The organism is Cellulomonas sp. GTC20042, from assembly GCF_055389595.1.
Genome location: NZ_AP043678.1, coordinates 4024042 through 4041039, shown reverse-complemented (window position 1 = coordinate 4041039; position 16998 = coordinate 4024042). Strand labels below are relative to the sequence as shown.

The following is a 16998-nucleotide window of genomic DNA, read 5'->3' as shown; positions in this document are numbered from 1 at the left end:
CGCCTCAGGCGGTGCCCGATGTCGAAAGCGTGCCAGTCTCCAGCAGGGTCGCCGCCGTCGCCCGCGCGTCCGGCACCACCGAGGCCAGCCCGTTGCCGGCCACCCACGCGCCGGCCACCGCCAGCCCCGGCACCTGGCGCACCGCGGCGCGCACCTGCTCGACGGTCCGGCGGTGCTCCGCGCTCGGCACCGGCAGGCTCTGCGACCAGGTCACCCGGGACGACGCCCGCACCTGACCGGCGCACAGCTCCACCCCGAGGATCGCCGAGGCGTCCTCCAGCGCGAGCGCGGTGAGCGCGGCGAGATCGGTGGGGACCGGCGACCCGGTCGTGGGGGATCCGGGGGCAGGGGAGGCGGCGCGGCCGTAGGACAGCCGGACCACGTGCCGGCCCGGCCCGGCGTCGCGCGCCAGCCAGCCCCACTTCGCCGTCGCGTGCGTCAGCGCCTTCGCACGCACCTCGGTCACCTCGCGCGCCACCAGCACCCCCGTGCCGCGCGGGGCGGCGTCCAGCTCCGGGGCGTCCAGCACCAGCGTCGCGAGCACGATGTCCGCACCCGGGTCCGTGCGCAGGCCCGCGAGGTCCGGCACCACCCCGGCCAGCAGGTCGACCGCCCGGGGCGTGGCCACCACCAGGCGCCGTCCGTGCACCACCTCCGAGCCCGTCGCGTCCGGCACCGGCCGTGCGTCGCCCGACCCCAGCCCCGGACGGCGCGCGTCCGGCTCCACGCGCACCGCGAAGGTGTCCGCCCCCGTGTCCACGCCGACCACCCGGGTCCCGCAGCGCAGCACGCCGCCGTGCCGCTCCAGGTCTGCCACCAGGGCGTCCACCAGCACGTGCAGCCCGCCGTCGAAGCCGCCGACCGCCGCGCCCGCCGGCGCCAGCGCCCGCACCGACGCCACCGCCCCGGCCAGCGAGCCGTCCCGGCGCAGCGCCGCCAGCAGCCCCGGCGCCACCACGTCCGCCGCGATGTCGTCCGGCTCCGCCGCGTGCACCCCGGCGACCACCGGCCGCACCAGCCGGTCCAGCACCCGGCGGCCCATCCGGGCCCGCACCAGCGCGCCCAGGGTCGTCACCTCACCGACCGGCCGCACCCCGACCGACGCCGGCAGCACCCGGTCCAGCGCCGCACGCAGCGCCCCGGTCCAGCCGAGCGTGCGTCGCACGTCCGCCGCCAGCGGCTGCGAGGGGATGCCCAGCAGGCCGGTGCGCGGCAGCGGCCCGGCACCGTGCGGCAGCCGCACCCACGACCCGCGCGGCTCCGGCGCCACCACCCGGTCCGACAGCCCCAGCTCGGCGGCCAGCGCCGCCACCACCCCGCCGCGCGTCGCGAAGGACTCCGCCCCCGCGTCCAGCCGCAGGCCGTCCAGCTCGTGCCGGCCGACCACGCCGCCAGGGGAGGTCCACGCCTCGACCACCAGCGTCCGCAGGCCCGCCGTCGCCAGGTCGCGCGCGGCCACCAGACCGGCGATCCCGCCGCCGACCACGACGGCGTCCCAGACCTCGGCGTCGGTCATGGCTGCTCCTCCTGGTCGGTCGGGCTGATCGGCCCGTGTGCGTGCCCTACTGTGCCGCGTCCCGGCCTGCGGCGGGACCCGTTCCACCGGGCGAACTCGTGCGCGGGTCGCGCCTCAGATCGCGTGGACCAGGGCGACCACGCGGGTCAGCACCTCGGGATCGGTGGTCGGGGGCACGCCGTGGCCGAGGTTGACCACGTGGCCCGGCGCCGCAGCGCCGCGGGCGATCACGTCGCGCACGTGCGCCTCCAGCACCGGCCAGGGGGCGGCGAGCAGGGCGGGGTCGATGTTGCCCTGCACCGGCGTGCGGCCGCCGAGCCGGCGGGAGGCCTCGTCCAGCGGCACCCGGTCGTCCACGCCGACCACGTCGGCACCCGCGTCGCGCATCGCCGCCAGCAGCTCGCCGGTGCCGGTGCCGAAGTGCACGCGCGGCACGCCGAGATCGCCGATCCGGGACAGCGCCCGGGTCGAGGCCGGGGCCACGCGCGCGGTGTAGTCCGCGAGCGAGAGCGACCCCGCCCAGGAGTCGAACAGCTGGGCCGCGCTGGCGCCGGCGAGCACCTGCGCGCGCAGGAACGTCCCGGTGACGTCGGCGGCCCAGGTGGTCAGCGCCCGCCAGGCGTCCGGGTCGGCGTGCATCAGCGTGCGGGCGGCCAGGTGGTCGCGGGACGGGCGCCCCTCGACCAGGTAGGCGGCCAGCGTGAACGGCGCCCCCGCGAAGCCGATCAGCGGGGTCGACCCCAGCGCGGCGGTGGTCAGCCGGACCGCCTCGGTCACCGGCGCCAGCACCTCGGGGGTCAGCGCCTCGACGGGGCACTCGGCCAGCAGCCGCTCCACGTCGGCGGCGGTGCGCACCGCGGAGCCCATCACCGGGCCGACCCCGGGCTGGATGTCGACGTCCACGCCCGCGAGCCGCAGCGGGATCACGATGTCGGAGAAGAAGATCGCCGCGTCCACGTCGTGCCGGCGCACCGGCTGGAGCGTGATCTCCGAGGCGAGGTCCGGCGTCAGGCAGGCGTCCAGCATCGCGGTGCCCGCACGCGCGGCGCGGTACTCGGGCAGCGAGCGCCCCGCCTGCCGCATGAACCACACGGGCCGGCGGCTCGGCGTGCGCCCCCGGTAGGCGTCGACCAGCGGCGCGTGCGCGGTCCGGCCGTCGGCGAGCGGGTGGTCGGCGGGCAGGCCGGTGCCGTCCGGGTGCGAGGGCACCGGGGCGGGGGCGGCGGTCTCGGGACGTGACGGAGTCGACATCCCAGTGATTGTGCCTGGTCTTCCCTGGAGTGATTCAATCGAGCACGTGGTGCTGATGTCGTTGGTGGCGAGCCATCACGACCTCGACCTGTCCGTGCTGGAGCGGCTGTCCGCCGACTCGCGCGCCGTCGGCCGGGAGATCGTGAGCGGCTCTGCCGCCGTCTCCGGAGCCGTCGTCCTGGCGACCTGCAACCGCTTCGAGCTGTACCTGGACGTCGCCGACGCGGCCGATGCCGACACCGCCCGCGCCTGCGCCGCCTCCGCCGTCGCTGCCCGATCGGGCTACGCCGCCGACCGGGTGCGCTCCGCGCTGGCCCCCGCCACCGGACCCCACGTGGTCGAGCACCTGTTCGCCGTCGCCTCCGGGCTGGAGTCGATGGTGGTGGGGGAGCGGGAGATCGCCGGCCAGGTGCGTCGCGCGCTGACCGCCGCCCGCCGTGACGGCACCACCACCTCCGACCTCGAGAGCGTGTTCCAGGCCGCCTCCCGCACCTCGCGCGCCGTCGGCTCGCGCACCGGGCTCGGCGCCGCCGGGCGCTCCGTGGTGGGCGTCGCGCTGGACCTGGTCGAGGAGGGCCTGCCCGACTGGTCGTCAGTGCGTTGCCTGCTGATCGGCACCGGCTCCTACGCGGGCGCCTCGCTCGCCGCCCTCAAGGCCCGGGGCTGCGGCGAGATCGTCGTCTACTCCGCCAGCGGCCGTGCCGGGCAGTTCGCCGCCCAGCGCGGGGTCACCGCCGCCACCGCCGACCTGGAGGCCAGCCTCGCCGGGGTCGACCTGGTGGTCGCCTGCTCGGGGGCCAGCGGTGCGGTGCTCGACGCCGGGGCGCTCGCCCGAGCCCGCGCCGACGGGCACCACCGCCCGCTGGCGGTCGTCGACCTCGCGCTCCAGCACGACGTGGACCCGGCCGTCACCGACCTGCCCGGCGTGCGGCTGGTCAGCCTGTCCACCGTCGCCGACCGCGCCCCCGACGGGCACTCCGCCACCGTCGCCGAGGCGCGCACGATCGTCGCCGACCAGGCCGGCACCTACGAGCAGGACCGTCGCACCCGTGAGTGGGACCCGCCGGTGGTCGCCGAGCGCCGCCGCGTGCTGGAGGACCTCGCGCTGGCCGCCGCCGACCTGGACGAGCCCGCCGCGCGCACCCTGCGCCGGACGGTCCGCTCCGCCCTGCACGCCCCCACCGTCCGCGCCCGCGCCGCGGCCCGCGACGGCGACGCCGCCGCCTACGCGTCCGCCCTCGCAGACCTCGCAGCCGTCCGCATCCCCCAGCCCACCCACTAGCTCCCTCGCCCTGCACCCCCGCACCCCGCTCGTGAGTTCGGTGGTTCGGGCCGAGTTCGGTGGTTCCGGGCACGATTTCTCGCACGAACCACCGAACTCGATCGGTGACGGTCAGTCCAGGAAGCGCACCAGGTCGGCAGCCAGGCCCGTGTAGCCGGCCGGGGTGAGCGCCTGCAGGCGCTGGGCCACGTCGGCGGGCAGGCCCAGGCCGGCGATGAACTCGCGCATGTCGTCGGCGGTCAGCCGGCGCCCCCGGGTCAGCTCCTTGAGCCGCTCGTACGGGTTCTCCATGCCGGTCACGCCCGCCACCGAGGCCGCGCGCATCGCCGACTGCACCGGCTCGCCCAGCACCTCCCAGTTCTGGTCGAGCTCGCGCGCCAGCAGGTCGCGGTCCACCGACAGCGCCGCCAGCCCGCGTCGCACGTTGTCGATCGCCAGCAGGGAGTGCCCGAACGCCGGACCGATGTTCCGCTGCGTGGTCGAGTCGGTCAGGTCGCGCTGCAACCGGCTCGTCACCAGCGTCGCGGCCAGGGTGTCCAGCAGCGCGCTCGACAGCTCGAGGTTCGCCTCGGCGTTCTCGAACCGGATCGGGTTCACCTTGTGCGGCATCGTCGAGGAGCCGGTCGCCCCCGCCACCGGGATCTGGATGAACACCCCGCGCGAGATGTACGTCCACACGTCGGTCGCCAGGTTGTGCAGCACCCGGTTGAACCGCGCCACGTCCGCGTACAGCTCGGCCTGCCAGTCGTGCGACTCGATCTGCGTGGTCAGCGGGTTCCACGTCAGGCCCAGGTGCTCCACGAACGTGCGGCTCACCTCCGGCCAGTCCACCCCCGGCACCGCCACCGTGTGCGCACCGTAGGTGCCGGTCGCCCCGTTCAGCTTGCCCAGGAACTCCGCCCCGGCGATCCGCCGCAGCTGCCGCCGCAGCCGGTGCGCCAGCACGGCGACCTCCTTGCCGAGCGTCGTCGGTGTCGCCGGCTGCCCGTGGGTCAGCGCCAGCATCGGCACGTCGGCCAGGTCGTGCGCCATCGCCACCAGATCGGCCACCAGGCCCTCGGCCGCCGGCAGCCACACCTGCTGCACCGCCCCGCGCACCATCAGCGCGTAGGACAGGTTGTTCACGTCCTCGCTCGTGCACGCGAAGTGCACCAGCTCGCTCACCGCCGGCAGCACCGTGCCCGCGCCCAGCACCGACGGCGCCGCCGCGATCGTGTCCTTCAGGAAGTACTCCACGGCCTTCACGTCGTGCACCGTGGTCCGCTCGATCTCGGCCAGCGCGGCGACATCCTCGGCACCGAAGCCGCTCACCACCGACCGCAGGTACGCCACCTCGGCCTCCGACAGCACCGGGGCACCCGGCACCACCTGCTGCGCGGTCAGGTGGATCAGCCACTCCACCTCGACGTGCACGCGCTCGCGGTTCAGCGCCGCCTCCGACAGGTGGTCCACCAGCGGGGCCACCGACCGGCGGTAGCGCCCGTCCAGCGGGCCCAGGGCGATCGGCGGGGTCACGTCGGCCAGCGACGCACGGACGGCGGGCGAGGAGTCCTGCTCGGGCATGGGTCGCATCCTTCCACGGGCGGCACGGGGCGGTCGCACACGGGCCGGTGAGTGGTGAGCAGGTGGCGTTACCCATCCAGCGCGTCCCCGGGCGCTGCCACTACTCAGATCCGGCCCTCGGAGCACTCATCTTTCGCTGTGCGTCGCCTGAGTAGCGCGGCCATCGCCTGACGCTGACCTGCACCGCTGCGCGGACGCGCCGGTGCGAGACGACAGGGGGCGCGGGTGCGCAGGAACGGTGTCAGGTCGGTGGCGGGGCTGCTCGTCGCCGTGGTGTGGATGGCGGTCGGGGCGCCGGTCGCGCTCGCGGGCCCGCCCGACGTCCGGTGCGACCCGGGTGACCGGTCGTGCGACCTGGACGTCGACCGCATCCCCGACGCCGTGGAGCAGGCCGTCTGCGGATCGGCGACGTGCGCGACCGGCGCCGAGGACGCCGACGCCGACGGGTTGCCCGACTGGGTCGAGCAGGTCGCCTCCGGCAGCACGACCGCCGTGCGTCCGGACGCCGACCGTGACCGGGACGGGATGCCGGACGTCGCGGAGCGCCTGACCTGCGGCAGCAGCACCTGCGCCACCGGCCGGGAGGACGTCGACGCCGACGGGGTCCGTGACTGGGCCGAGGTGGTGATCTGCGGGGACACCACCTGCGCCACCGGCACCGAGGACCTCGACGCCGACGGCGTGCCCGACCACCAGCAGCTCCAGGCGTGCGTGGTCTACGACCGGCGCTCGTGGCGCGACCTCGCGACGACGGGGTGGGCGCCCTGGGCTCTGGCGACCGTCGCGGCCACGCTGCTCGGCACCGGCGGCTGGCTGGTCCGCCGCGTGCAGGTGGTGCGATCGGCCCGGGCAGCCGTAGCGGCGCAGGCGGCCGCTGACGAGCCCGGGTCCGAGGCGTGAGGGGCCGCTGCCGCTCCGTCGTCGCCGGGCTGCTCGCCCTGGTGCTGACGACCGGGCTCGCCGGGACCGCGACGGCGGACGAGCGCGCGGTCCTGCTCAGCACGGACGAGGTGCTGGAGATCGCCGAGGCGCTCGCGGCCGAGGTCGAGCAGGACGATCTCACGGACCCGGAGCCGGCCGTGGCGCCTCCCGTCGCGGCGGACTCCGTGCCCGCCGACGACCCGGTCGCCACCACGCTCTCCGCGCTCACGGCACCGGCACGCGCGCTCGCGCAGCAGGCCGCCGATCCCGACGGCACCGTCGCCGCGGGCCGGAGCACGACCGTCGCCGCCGCGGACCTCGGGATCGAGGTGACGTTCTCCGGCCACGAGGTGACCGAGGACCTGGCGGTGCGGATCGACGACCTGCCCGGCGCCGTCCCGGCCACGGTCACCGCCGCTCGCGCCGGCACGGGGCTGCCGGCCGGTGCCCGGGTGCTGGTGGAGCCCTTCGAGGTGACCGCGCGAGCCCCCGACGGCACCGCGCGCACGAGCTTCCCGACCCGATCGACCACGATCCCCCGTGACGGCGAGGACCAGCCGGAGACGGACGAGGTCGTGGATCCCGGTGTCGTGCTGCACGTGCCGGTGGACCCGCACCGGAGCGCGGCGGTGGACGCCGGCACCGTCCGGCTCTACACCCGGGAGACCTCCGACGAGGCGTGGACGGCCGTCGCCTCCTACCTCGACGCGGCGACCGGCGTGCTCTACGGCGAGCTGGACCACCTCTCGCAGTTCGTCGTCATCGGGACGCCCGCCGACCCGGACCCCACCCCGCGCATCGTGCTCGACCCCGACAACGACATCGCGCACACCGTCTCGCCCTCCGGCCGGGTGACCGAGCTGCCGTTCAGCATCGCGTTGGCCACGCAGACCGCGGCGCGGTTCGCGGCCGCCTGCCGCGCGGACGTGCTGGTCACCCGGGTCGACCCCGGGCAGACCGTGCTGTCCCAGCGGGTACGTGCCGGCATGGCGGCGGCCTTCGGACCCGACCTGACCGTGACCCTGGCGTTCGACGCGGCGGCCGGCCACCCCTGGGGCACCGCGACCTCCGGCGGATCCAAGGTCTACCCCGGCGACGGGGCGTCGGCGCTCGCTGCCGCGACCTCCCTCGAGGCCGAGCTGCCGGGGTACACCGGACGCCCGTCCCGGATCGTCGGCTCCACGCTGCTGCCCTACGACGACCTCCGCGCGCTGCCGGGCGCGGTGGTGCACCTGGAGACGCTGTATCTCGACCACAACTTCGACTGGCCGGTGATCCAGGACGGCATGCCGCACGTCGCCGACGGCGTCTTCACCGGGCTCGGCACCTACCTGGAGACCCAGGGCTTCGACTGCACCGATCCGTCGCTCGGCGGCTGGCCGGCGCGCCCGTCGGCCGACGACCTGGCGCGGTGGCGGCAGCTCGGCCACCAGAACCACCAGGCCTACGGCGCCGACCCCGTCTCGTTCTCCACCGGCAACCTGGTCGAGGACGAGCCGCTGCTCACGCTGACCGGCCCGGCCGGCTCTGCGCTGGACGTCGCCCTGACCTACAACGCGCAGGACGGTCGGCCGAGCCGGGTCGGCGCCGGCTGGACGTTCGGGCTCGGTGCCCGTGCGCAGCGGTTCGCCGACGGCGGGGTGCTCGTGGTCCGGGGCGACGGGGCGTCGTTCCTCTACGAGCCGGACGGGGTGGGCGGCTTCGTCGCCGACGCCGGCAACCCCGCGATCCTGCGCGATCTCGGCGACGGCCGGCTGGAGCAGACCGACCCCGACGGCACGCGCCGCGTGTTCGACGCCTCGGACCTCGAGGGCATCGGCGAGCTGGTGCAGATCGTCGACCGGGCGGGCGCGACGACCACGCTGACCTACGGCGAGCCGGACGGGGACGACGCGTTCCTGCCGCTGACCGCGATCACCGATCCCGCCGGCCAGGTGATCCAGGTGCAGCCCGACGGTGCAGGCCGGATCGGCGCCTTCGTGCTGCCGGACGGCCGGACCTGGTCGCTGGGGTACGACGCTGCCGGCGACCTGGTGGCGATCACCGGGCCCGACGGGCGCGTGCGCTCCTTCGCCTACGACGCGGCGCACCGGATGACGGCGGCGACCGACGCCTCGGGCGTCACCTACCTGCGCAACGCCTACGACGCCGAGGGACGGGTGGTCGAGCAGTGGGACGCTGAGGGCACGCGTCGGACCTGGGCCTTCACCGACGCCCCGGACGCGGACGGGCTGCGCGCGGTGGTCTACACCGACAACGAGGGGCGTCCGGCCACATACCGCTTCGACGGGCGCTCACGGGTGGTCGAGGTCGTCGACACCCTGGGCCGCACCGAGCGGTTCGCGTACGACGCCGCGGACCGGGTGGTGCAGTTCACCGACGCCGCCGGCGGGGTCACCGCCTACGGGTACGACGGCGCCGGGAACCTCACCACCGAGACCGCGCCGGACGGCACGACGGTGCGCCGCACCTACGACTCCCTCGGTGCGCTCACCTCGCTCACCGATCAGGGCGGCGAGGACGGTGCGGATCGCACGACCACCTGGGCGTACGACGCGCTGGGTCGCCTGATCGCGGTGACCCACCCCGACGGCACCGTGGGTCGCACCGAGTACGACGACGCCGGCAACATCCGCGCCGAGACCGACCCCTCCGGTGGCGTCACCCGGTACGAGCACGACGCCCGAGGCAACCGCATCGCCACGACCGACCCGCTCGGCGCCCGGAGCACGGCGACCTACGACGCGACGAACCGGCTCACCTCCACCACGGACGCGACCGGCGCCACCACCGCCTCCGTCTGGGACGCCGGCGACCGGCTGGTGCAGCAGGTCGACCCGCTCGGTGGCGTGACCCGGATCGAGCACGACGACCTCGACCACCCGGTGCGGATCACCGATCCCGCCGGGGCCGTCACCACGATCACCTGGGACGACCTGTTCCGCATCACCGCGGTCACCGACCCGACCGGTGCGGTCACCCGGTACGGGTACTCCACCGAGGACGCGCTGCTCACGGTGACCGATCCGCTGGGTGCGGTCACCACCTACGAGCGTGACGCCGCCGACCAGGTCACCGCCGTGATCGACCCGCTCGGCGGGCGGTGGGAGAGCACCTACGACCTGCTCGGGAACCTGCTGACCAGCAGCACGCCCTCCGGCGCGCTCACCACGTACGGCTACGACGCGGTGGGACGACAGGTCTCCCAGACGGATGCCACGGGTGCGACGCGAGCGGTGGTGCGTGATGCCGTCGGACGGGTCGTCGCCGAGGTCGACCCGTACGGCGCCACCACCCGGTACACCTACGACCTGCTGGACCGGGTGGTGGGTGCGGTCGACGCCGTCGGCGAGTCGGAGAACTACCGCTACGACGCCGCCGGGCGGCTGGTGCAGACCGTCGATCGCCGGGGTCAGGTCTGGCGTTCCGAGATCGATCTGGCGGGCCGGGTGGGCGCCACCACGGATCCGCTCGGCGCCGTCACCCGCTACGGCTACGACCTCGCCGGACGGCTCACCTCCGTCACCGACGCCCTCGGCGCGACGACGGGGTACGCGTACGACGCCGCGGGACGGCTCGTCTCGACCACCGACCCGCTCGGCGGGACCCGCACGACCGGCTACGACGACGCCGGTCGGGAGGTCGCACGCACCGACGCCACCGGGGCGACCACGCAGCAGTCGTACGACCTCGCCGGGCGGCTGCTCGCCGTCACCGACGCGCTGGGTGCGGTGACCCGCTACGAGTACGACGCGGCCGGCCGGCAGATCGCGACGGTCGACGCCTCGGGCACCCGCAGCACCTACGCCCACGACCTCGCGGGCCAGCTCGTGGAGGTCGTGGAGGCGGCGTCCTCGGGCGCCGACGTCGAAGCCGTCGACCCGGTCACCACGCGGTACGCCTATGACCCCGACGGCAACCTCGCCGCGATCACCGACGGCCGGGGCGGCACCACGTCGTTCACGTACGACGCGCTCGGCCGCGTGCTCACCGAGACCGACGCCACCGGCCGGACCTGGACCTCCGAGCACGACCTCGGCGGCAGGCTCACCGCGCAGGTCGACGGGCGCGGGCAGCGCACCACCTACCGCTACGACGAGCGCGGCGACCTGGTCGAGACCTCGCCGCTCGGCGGCACGCCGACGACCTTCACCTACGACGCGGCGCAGCAGCCGATCGCCATGACCGACGGGCTCGGTGCGACCGCCTGGGCCTACGACGAGGCCGGACGCCTGATCCGGCAGATCGACACCCAGGGACGATCGCTCGACTACGGCTACGACGCGGTCGGTCAGGTGGTGTCCCTGACGCTGCCCGACGACCGGATCATCGCGTCCACCTTCGACGCCGCGGGCCGGACGACCGCGCAGCACACCCCCTGGGGCAGCCTCGTCCACACCTGGGACGCCGAGAACCGGCTGACCGCCACCGCGCGCACCGAGGCCGACGGATCGCCCGGCATCACGACGACCGCGGCCTACGACGCGGTGGGGCGGCCGGTGTCGATCGCGCACCTCACGCCGGACGTCAGCGGGGTGGCGTCACCTGCCAGGGAACCCGGTGCGTCGTCACCGACCCTGCTGCCGTGGCGTGCCGTGCTCCCCGAGAACGCCCCGGAGGCACCGACCGCCGCCGCCGGTGCCTCCTCCGGGGTCGGCTGCTCGACGGCCGCGACCTACCTCACGGGACGGACCACCCCCGCGGCCGGCGACGCACCCCGCTGCACCGCCGCCGCCGACTACCTGAGCGCCCGCACGATCCCCGTGCCGACCCCGGTCGCCACCGCGGGCGACGGCCTGCGCCTCGACTACGCCTACGACGCCTCCGGGAACGTCACCACGCGCACCCGCACCGTCGGTCACGTCGCGCCCGCCGGCCTCGACATCACCGAGCCGGAAGGACCCGGCGCAGTCGAGCGGACCGCGTCGACCTACGACGCCCTGTCCCGCCTGCGCAGCAGCACCGCGACCGACGGGACCGCCGCGGAGTACACCTACGACGCCACCGGCAACCTCACGTCCTGGACGTCGACCGGTGCCGACCACGACGTCACCTGGCGGTCCACCCTCGACGCCGCGAACCACCTGATCGCGGCCGAGGTCACCGACGGGACGCTGAGCGCGCAGATCGCCTACACGCTCGACGGCAACGGCTCCCGGATCACCGCGACCGCCACCGGCGACACCCTGCTCACCCGCACGCTCACCATGCGGGCCGAGTACGGCGCGGACGGCAGGCTCGCCTCCCGCACCGCCGGCGGCGCCACCACCACCTACCGCTACGACGGTCTCGGTCGCGCCGTCTCGACCAGCACCACCGAGAGCACCGGCACCGTCACCGCCACCTGGACCTTCGACGGCCTCGACCCCGTCGCGGCGCGGACGTCGGACGGTGCCGAGGTGGCCCTGGTCCGCGACACCCTCGGCACCGTGGCCCTCCAGGCCGACGACCGCCTGCGCGGCACGACCGACGGGGCCGTGCGGTGGGGTCTCGTCGACGCCCTCGGCTCCGTGGTCGCCCAGGCGTCCGCCGCCTCCGGCGCCGCGTCGATCACCCAGCTCGCGACCTACGACGACTACGGCACCGCCGACCAGCAGACCTCCGGCTGGGCGTCCGTCGCCGGCTACTCCGGCCAGATGACCGACCTCGCCACCGGCGGGGCCCGCTACCACCAGCGGATGTACGACCCGCTGTCGGGGACGTGGACCTCACCGGACGCCTGGCGCGGGCTGCTCATCGCGCCGCTGACGCTCAACCGGTTCGCGTTCGTGCTCGGCGACCCGGTGTCGATGGTGGACCTGCTCGGGTACGCGGGGCACCCGCTGATCGACGGGGCGTGGGGGTCACCGGGGGCGGCGCGGGCGTCGGCCACGGCGCGCCAGCGCGTGGCTGACTACAACGCTCGCGTGTGGGATCGCGTCCCTCAGCTGCGGCCGTGGTCGGACCCGGGGCTTCCGCACTCCCAGTACTCGGCGAACGGGCCGTACGGGAAGGGGACGGGGACCAAGGCGGCGGTGCCGATCCGGCCGGAGGCGCGTGGGCCGCAGGCAAGCCCGACCCTGCGCCATGACCCATCGCTGTGGGACGACATCGGTCTCACGTGGTCGAACGCATGGCGGGGAGCGTGGGACTGGACGGTCGAGCACAAAGCAGCGATCGGGAACGGCGTCGTCATCGTCGCGGGCGTCGGCGCATTCGGTGCCTGTCTCATCGTGACTGCCGGCACGTGCATGTTTCTGGGTGCGGGCGTGGCGGTCCTCGGGTTCGGCAACAACATGCTCCTCCAAGGCAAGAACTTCGAAGAGTCCATCAAGGCCCTCGTTGTCAACCTGATCATCGTCGGGATTTCTGGAGGAATAGGAAAGGGTATCGAGATCTTTAGTCCGGCGGCACCTTTGAATCTGGTCGAGAGTGGAATGTTGAATGGAACTCTCGGGTTGCCGGGATTCACCTGCACAGTGGCTCAGGCCTGCTGAGGATGGAGATGAAATTGCCCCCGCTCACCTTCAGGTTCTCGCGCGCGGCCCGAGTCTCTGCCTGGGTTATAGGCCCCATTGGCGTGATCGGGCTCGCGGCGACACCTGCGCCCGCGGGGTACTCGTGGCTTCTAGCATTCGTGGTCGTTCTCTACTGGGTCTTGATTGCCGGCACGGCTCTGCTGCCCAGGATCGTCGTGACGGAGGAGGGCATCGTCGGAGATTCGCTCCTTCGACGCTGGCAGATCCCCTGGCGGTACGTGGCTCGGGTGCACGGGCGGATGTCGATCCTGGTCGAGCTGGTCGATGGCCGGATGATCCTGATGCCTGCGGTTCAGCGGGCCAATGCGTCACTGATCTTCAAGCAGGAGTCGGTGGTCGACCGAGTCGCCGCGCAGATGGAGGAGGCGCGCACGCGGTGGCAGCCGGTCGCCGACGACCGGATGCTGCTGCACCGATGGCCGACCCTGCTCACCCGGGACGCCGTGCTGATCGTCTACCTGCCGCTGGTGCTCGCGCTGATCCTGCGTCTGGTCGTGCCGTGGACGTGAGTCAGTCGGTCGGCGAGCCCGTCGTGCACCTGCGGCCCCGACGCGACCTGCTGCTCCTGCTTGCGCTGGAGGTGGTCGTGTTCGTGACTCTCGCGCGCGTGCCCTTCGATGGCTCGCGCACGGCGGTCGTCACGGTCGTCTGCTGCGTGGTCCTCTGGGCGGTTCCCGTGGTGAGCGTCTTCCTGCCGAAGGTCACGCTGGCGTTCGAGGCGTTGTTCGTCGATGGCGCTGTGCACGGCTGGACGATCCCGTGGTCCGAGGTCGCTTCGGTGCGTCGGGACCGGGCCGTCATCGTCGGCCTGCATGACGGCCGGGAGATCGCGGTCACCGTGACCCGTGGCGCATCGAGACTGGCGACGCAGGTCGAGGGTGAGATCCGGGCACGTCTCGTCCCTGCGACCGGTGCCACCTCGAGTGCCGTGGTGCGCCACCGCTGGACGCCGCTCACCCTCCGGGCGTTGTACTTCGGCTATCTGCCGATGATCAATGTGATCGTGCTGCGGGCGGTGGCCGGATGACTCAGCCGTTCACCCGTGAAGGCGACCTGGTGTCCGACGCCGCGCTCGTCGGAGTGATCGTGCTGCCGGCTCTGGTCGCCTGCGCGAGCGTCGCCCTGCCGCGATGGCTGTTCGTGCTGTGGGCCGTGCTCCCGATCGTGTACGCGCAGGTCCCGTTCCTCTTCGCGCGATGGCGGGGTCGCCTGGTCCGCGCTCCGGATCCCTCCCTGCGCGCGGTGCTCACGCTCGTCCGGTACTGCGTCGGCGCGGTGCTCGCGGTCTTCGTGCTGGCCGTGGGCCTGGCGGGCGAGCCGTACATCGTCGGGGCGATCGCCATCCCGACGGCAAACCTGATCGCGTTCGCGTGGGGCTGGTCCCTGATCGCGGTCGAGACGCTTCTCGGGCGCCGTCCGCGAGCAACGTCGCAGGACTCGGACGAGCTCCTGCCCTGGTCGACGAAGGAGTCTGCATGACCACCCTGATCGAGATCGCGATCGGCATCGCCCTGCTGGGCGCGGCCGCCGCGTTCGTCCTGTGCCGGAGCACCGTGCGGCGGGGTTTCGTCTGGCTGATGCAGGCGGCGACCGGCTGGACGGAGAAGGAGCTCGGGATCTGGCCAGCCATGTTCGTGTACTGGTCGGCGGGCATCGTCGCGGCCGTTGGGGTGCTCTGCGTCGGCGGCGGGATGAGCGCATGATCACGCCGCGCACCTACCGTTGGGCGGAGGTCTATCCGCCGTCGCGGTTCATGGGCTTCGCCGTCGTCGTCGGCATGTCGTTCGTCCTCACGAGCAACGTCAGCGAGTGGTTCCTGGTCCCGATGGCGCTGCTCGCCGCCGCAGGGATGCGCGACCTGTCGCGCGTCGCCGAGCACGAGGCGCTGGGCGGGCCGGTGGTCCGGGTGCTGCGCGGCTGCCGCCGGCGCGGCTGGGCAGGGGTGCTGGTGCTCGTCGTGCTGCTCGCGCTGGCGGTCGCGGGTGCGGTGCTCGGTCAGCCGGTGACGTTCAGCGCGGGCTACGTGATCTGGGCGCTGCTGTCGGTGTCGTGCATCCCGATCGCCCAGTACGCGTTGGGTCGGGCGCGCGGGCGGATCGAGGCACCCACGGAGCCGGGGCGACGCCGGGGTCCACGCCCCTGAGCGGCGGGTCGCGCACAGCGCTTTCCGCCCGCCCGCCGGCGATCCCTCACACCCCCGCCACGCCTGCCGATGGGGAGGCCACTCGACATGGGGGAGCCCGTCGCGCGCCGGTGCCGGTGCGGGCGGGGCGAGGGGGGATCAGGCATGGTCATGCTGCGATCGCGGCGGTCTGCCGCGCTGGCGGAGGACGTCGCGGGCACGGATGTCGCCCGGGAGCTGCGCGCGCTGGACGAGGTGGTCCGGACGCTGGGGCGATTGACGGCGACGAACGCGGTGAGCGAGGTGCTGGAGTCGATCCGCACCGGGCTGCACTACGAGTACGGGTCGGCGTGGGAGGTGAGTCCCGACGGGCGCGAGCTGGTGTTCGTGTCGCAGGCGGGGCACCTCTCGGACGAGCTGACGCGGATGTCGCCGACGCACCGGATGCCGCCGGGTGTGGGGCTGTGCGGGATGGCGTGGCAGTCGGACGGGGTGATCCCGGTCGCGGACCTCCAGCAGCACGCGGCGAACTGCGAGCGCGGCGAGGTGTTCCTGCGGGCGGGCGCGCGCGGGGCGATGACGCTGCCGCTGTGGCGGGAGGGCAAGGTCGTCGCGGTGCTCGACCTGCTGTCGGACCAGCCGCGCTCGGAGGGGCCGGAGCAGGTGGCGGTGCTGGACATCCTGGCGCGCACGGTGTCGCAGGCGATCGAGGCGCGGATCGCGTCCGAGGAGGTCGCGCAGGTGGCCCGGGACCAGAAGGCCGTCACGACGTCGGTGGCGAAGGTCGGTGCGTGCACGGACGAGGAGACCGCGCTGCGGACCGCGCTGGAGACGGTGCGTCAGGAGTTCGGCTGGGAGTACGGCTCGTACTGGGCCGTCGACCCGCAGTCCCGGACGCTGCGGTTCCAGGTGGAGTCCGGCACGGCGGGTGCGGAGTTCCGGCAGGTGACCCTGGCGGCGTCGTTCGCGGAGGGTGTCGGGCTGGCGGGCCGGGCGTGGCGGGCGCGGGACCTGGTGTTCGTGCGCGACCTCGGCGAGCTGTCCGACTGCGTGCGGGCGCCGGCGGCGCAGCGCGCGGGGGTCCGGTCCGGGGTGTGCCTGCCGGTGATCGTGGGCGACGAGGTGCTCGGCACGATGGACTTCTTCACCACCGAGACGATCGAGCTGAGCGAGAGCCGACGAGGGTCGCTGCGGAACGTGGCCCGGCTGGTGTCGCAGCGGCTGGACATCCTGCGTGCGACCACGCGGGACCGGGCGGCGTCGGAGGCGCTGCTGGGCAGCGTCGAGCGGTTGTCGCGCAGCGCGTCGGAGGCGATGGCGGTGGCGGAGGCCGCCGTGACGCAGACCGCGGCGATGGCCGGCGAGGTGCGCACGCTGGAGGAGTCCTCCGCGGCTGTCGGCGACGTGATCCGGGTGATCTCCTCGATCGCGGACCAGACCAATCTGCTGGCGCTGAACGCGACGATCGAGGCTGCCCGCGCGGGGCAGGCCGGTCGCGGGTTCGCCGTGGTGGCGACCGAGGTGAAGGACCTCGCGGGCGGCACGTCGGCGGCGACCTCGCGGGTGGAGCAGCAGGTGGCCGACATCCAGTCGAACACCGCCGCGGTGTCCCGGGGGATCGAGTCGGTCAGCTCGACGATCCGCCGGATGGACGAGGTGCAGGCGCAGATCGGCGAGGTGCTGGACGAGCAGCGCGAGATGGCCCGGCAGTTCCGCACCGCCTGACCGCGCTCGCGCGCCCGGCGCGTCCGGGCATGGTCCACCGACCGGTGACGGACCCGCATCCATCACCGGTCGGTGGGGTTCTGGTGTCAGCGACGCATGC

The 16998-nt window shown here is 74.2% G+C and carries 12 protein-coding genes; 9 read left to right on the top strand and 3 right to left on the bottom strand.

The features are described from left to right. Positions 1–4 precede the first annotated feature (4 nt). A complete protein-coding gene (locus tag ACZ5HG_RS18655; protein WP_464179157.1) occupies positions 5–1516 on the bottom strand; it encodes a protoporphyrinogen/coproporphyrinogen oxidase in 1512 nt (503 codons plus the stop codon). Between the two features lie 114 nt (positions 1517–1630). Continuing rightward, the gene (gene hemE / locus ACZ5HG_RS18650) at positions 1631–2767 is read right to left on the bottom strand and encodes a uroporphyrinogen decarboxylase (protein WP_464179155.1); all 1137 of its coding nucleotides are present in this window, start codon (positions 2765–2767) and stop codon (positions 1631–1633) included. Between the two features lie 55 nt (positions 2768–2822). Here hemE and ACZ5HG_RS18645 point away from each other — a divergent pair, with 55 nt between their 5' ends. Further along, on the top strand, positions 2823–4049 hold the full coding sequence (locus ACZ5HG_RS18645) for a glutamyl-tRNA reductase (protein ID WP_464179153.1): 1227 nt from the start codon (positions 2823–2825) through the stop codon (positions 4047–4049). A gap of 111 nt (positions 4050–4160) precedes the next feature. On the opposite strand, the gene purB is transcribed toward ACZ5HG_RS18645, so the two are convergent. Further along, positions 4161–5612, bottom strand: coding sequence for an adenylosuccinate lyase (purB, locus tag ACZ5HG_RS18640; protein ID WP_464179151.1), 1452 nt, complete (start codon positions 5610–5612; stop codon positions 4161–4163). A gap of 249 nt (positions 5613–5861) precedes the next feature. Here purB and ACZ5HG_RS18635 point away from each other — a divergent pair, with 249 nt between their 5' ends. The 8 genes from ACZ5HG_RS18635 (at position 5862) to ACZ5HG_RS18600 (ending at position 16898) form a co-directional block, all read left to right on the top strand. Continuing rightward, positions 5862–6512, top strand: a complete 651-nt coding sequence (locus ACZ5HG_RS18635) for a hypothetical protein (RefSeq protein WP_464179149.1) — start codon at positions 5862–5864, stop codon at positions 6510–6512. Beyond that, positions 6509–13009: an RHS repeat-associated core domain-containing protein gene (locus ACZ5HG_RS18630; RefSeq protein WP_464179147.1), complete on the top strand. Its 6501-nt coding sequence runs from the start codon at positions 6509–6511 to the stop codon at positions 13007–13009. The genes ACZ5HG_RS18635 and ACZ5HG_RS18630 overlap by 4 nt, the downstream gene beginning before the upstream one ends. 83 nt (positions 13010–13092) lie before the next feature. After that, positions 13093–13560: a hypothetical protein gene (locus ACZ5HG_RS18625; protein WP_464179145.1), complete on the top strand. Its 468-nt coding sequence runs from the start codon at positions 13093–13095 to the stop codon at positions 13558–13560. Next, entirely contained in the window at positions 13551–14078 is a 528-nt protein-coding gene (locus ACZ5HG_RS18620; RefSeq protein ID WP_464179143.1) for a hypothetical protein, read from the top strand. The genes ACZ5HG_RS18625 and ACZ5HG_RS18620 overlap by 10 nt, the downstream gene beginning before the upstream one ends. After that, positions 14075–14530 carry a hypothetical protein gene (locus tag ACZ5HG_RS18615; protein ID WP_464179141.1) on the top strand — a complete coding sequence of 152 codons (456 nt, stop codon included), beginning with the start codon at positions 14075–14077 and terminating at the stop codon, positions 14528–14530. The genes ACZ5HG_RS18620 and ACZ5HG_RS18615 overlap by 4 nt, the downstream gene beginning before the upstream one ends. Then, positions 14527–14754, top strand: coding sequence for a hypothetical protein (locus ACZ5HG_RS18610; protein WP_464179139.1), 228 nt, complete (start codon positions 14527–14529; stop codon positions 14752–14754). The genes ACZ5HG_RS18615 and ACZ5HG_RS18610 overlap by 4 nt, the downstream gene beginning before the upstream one ends. After that, the gene (locus tag ACZ5HG_RS18605; protein ID WP_464179137.1) at positions 14751–15194 is read left to right on the top strand and encodes a hypothetical protein; all 444 of its coding nucleotides are present in this window, start codon (positions 14751–14753) and stop codon (positions 15192–15194) included. The genes ACZ5HG_RS18610 and ACZ5HG_RS18605 overlap by 4 nt, the downstream gene beginning before the upstream one ends. A 144-nt stretch (positions 15195–15338) precedes the next feature. Further along, the gene (locus ACZ5HG_RS18600; RefSeq protein WP_464179135.1) at positions 15339–16898 is read left to right on the top strand and encodes a GAF domain-containing protein; all 1560 of its coding nucleotides are present in this window, start codon (positions 15339–15341) and stop codon (positions 16896–16898) included. Positions 16899–16998: the final 100 nt, after the last annotated feature.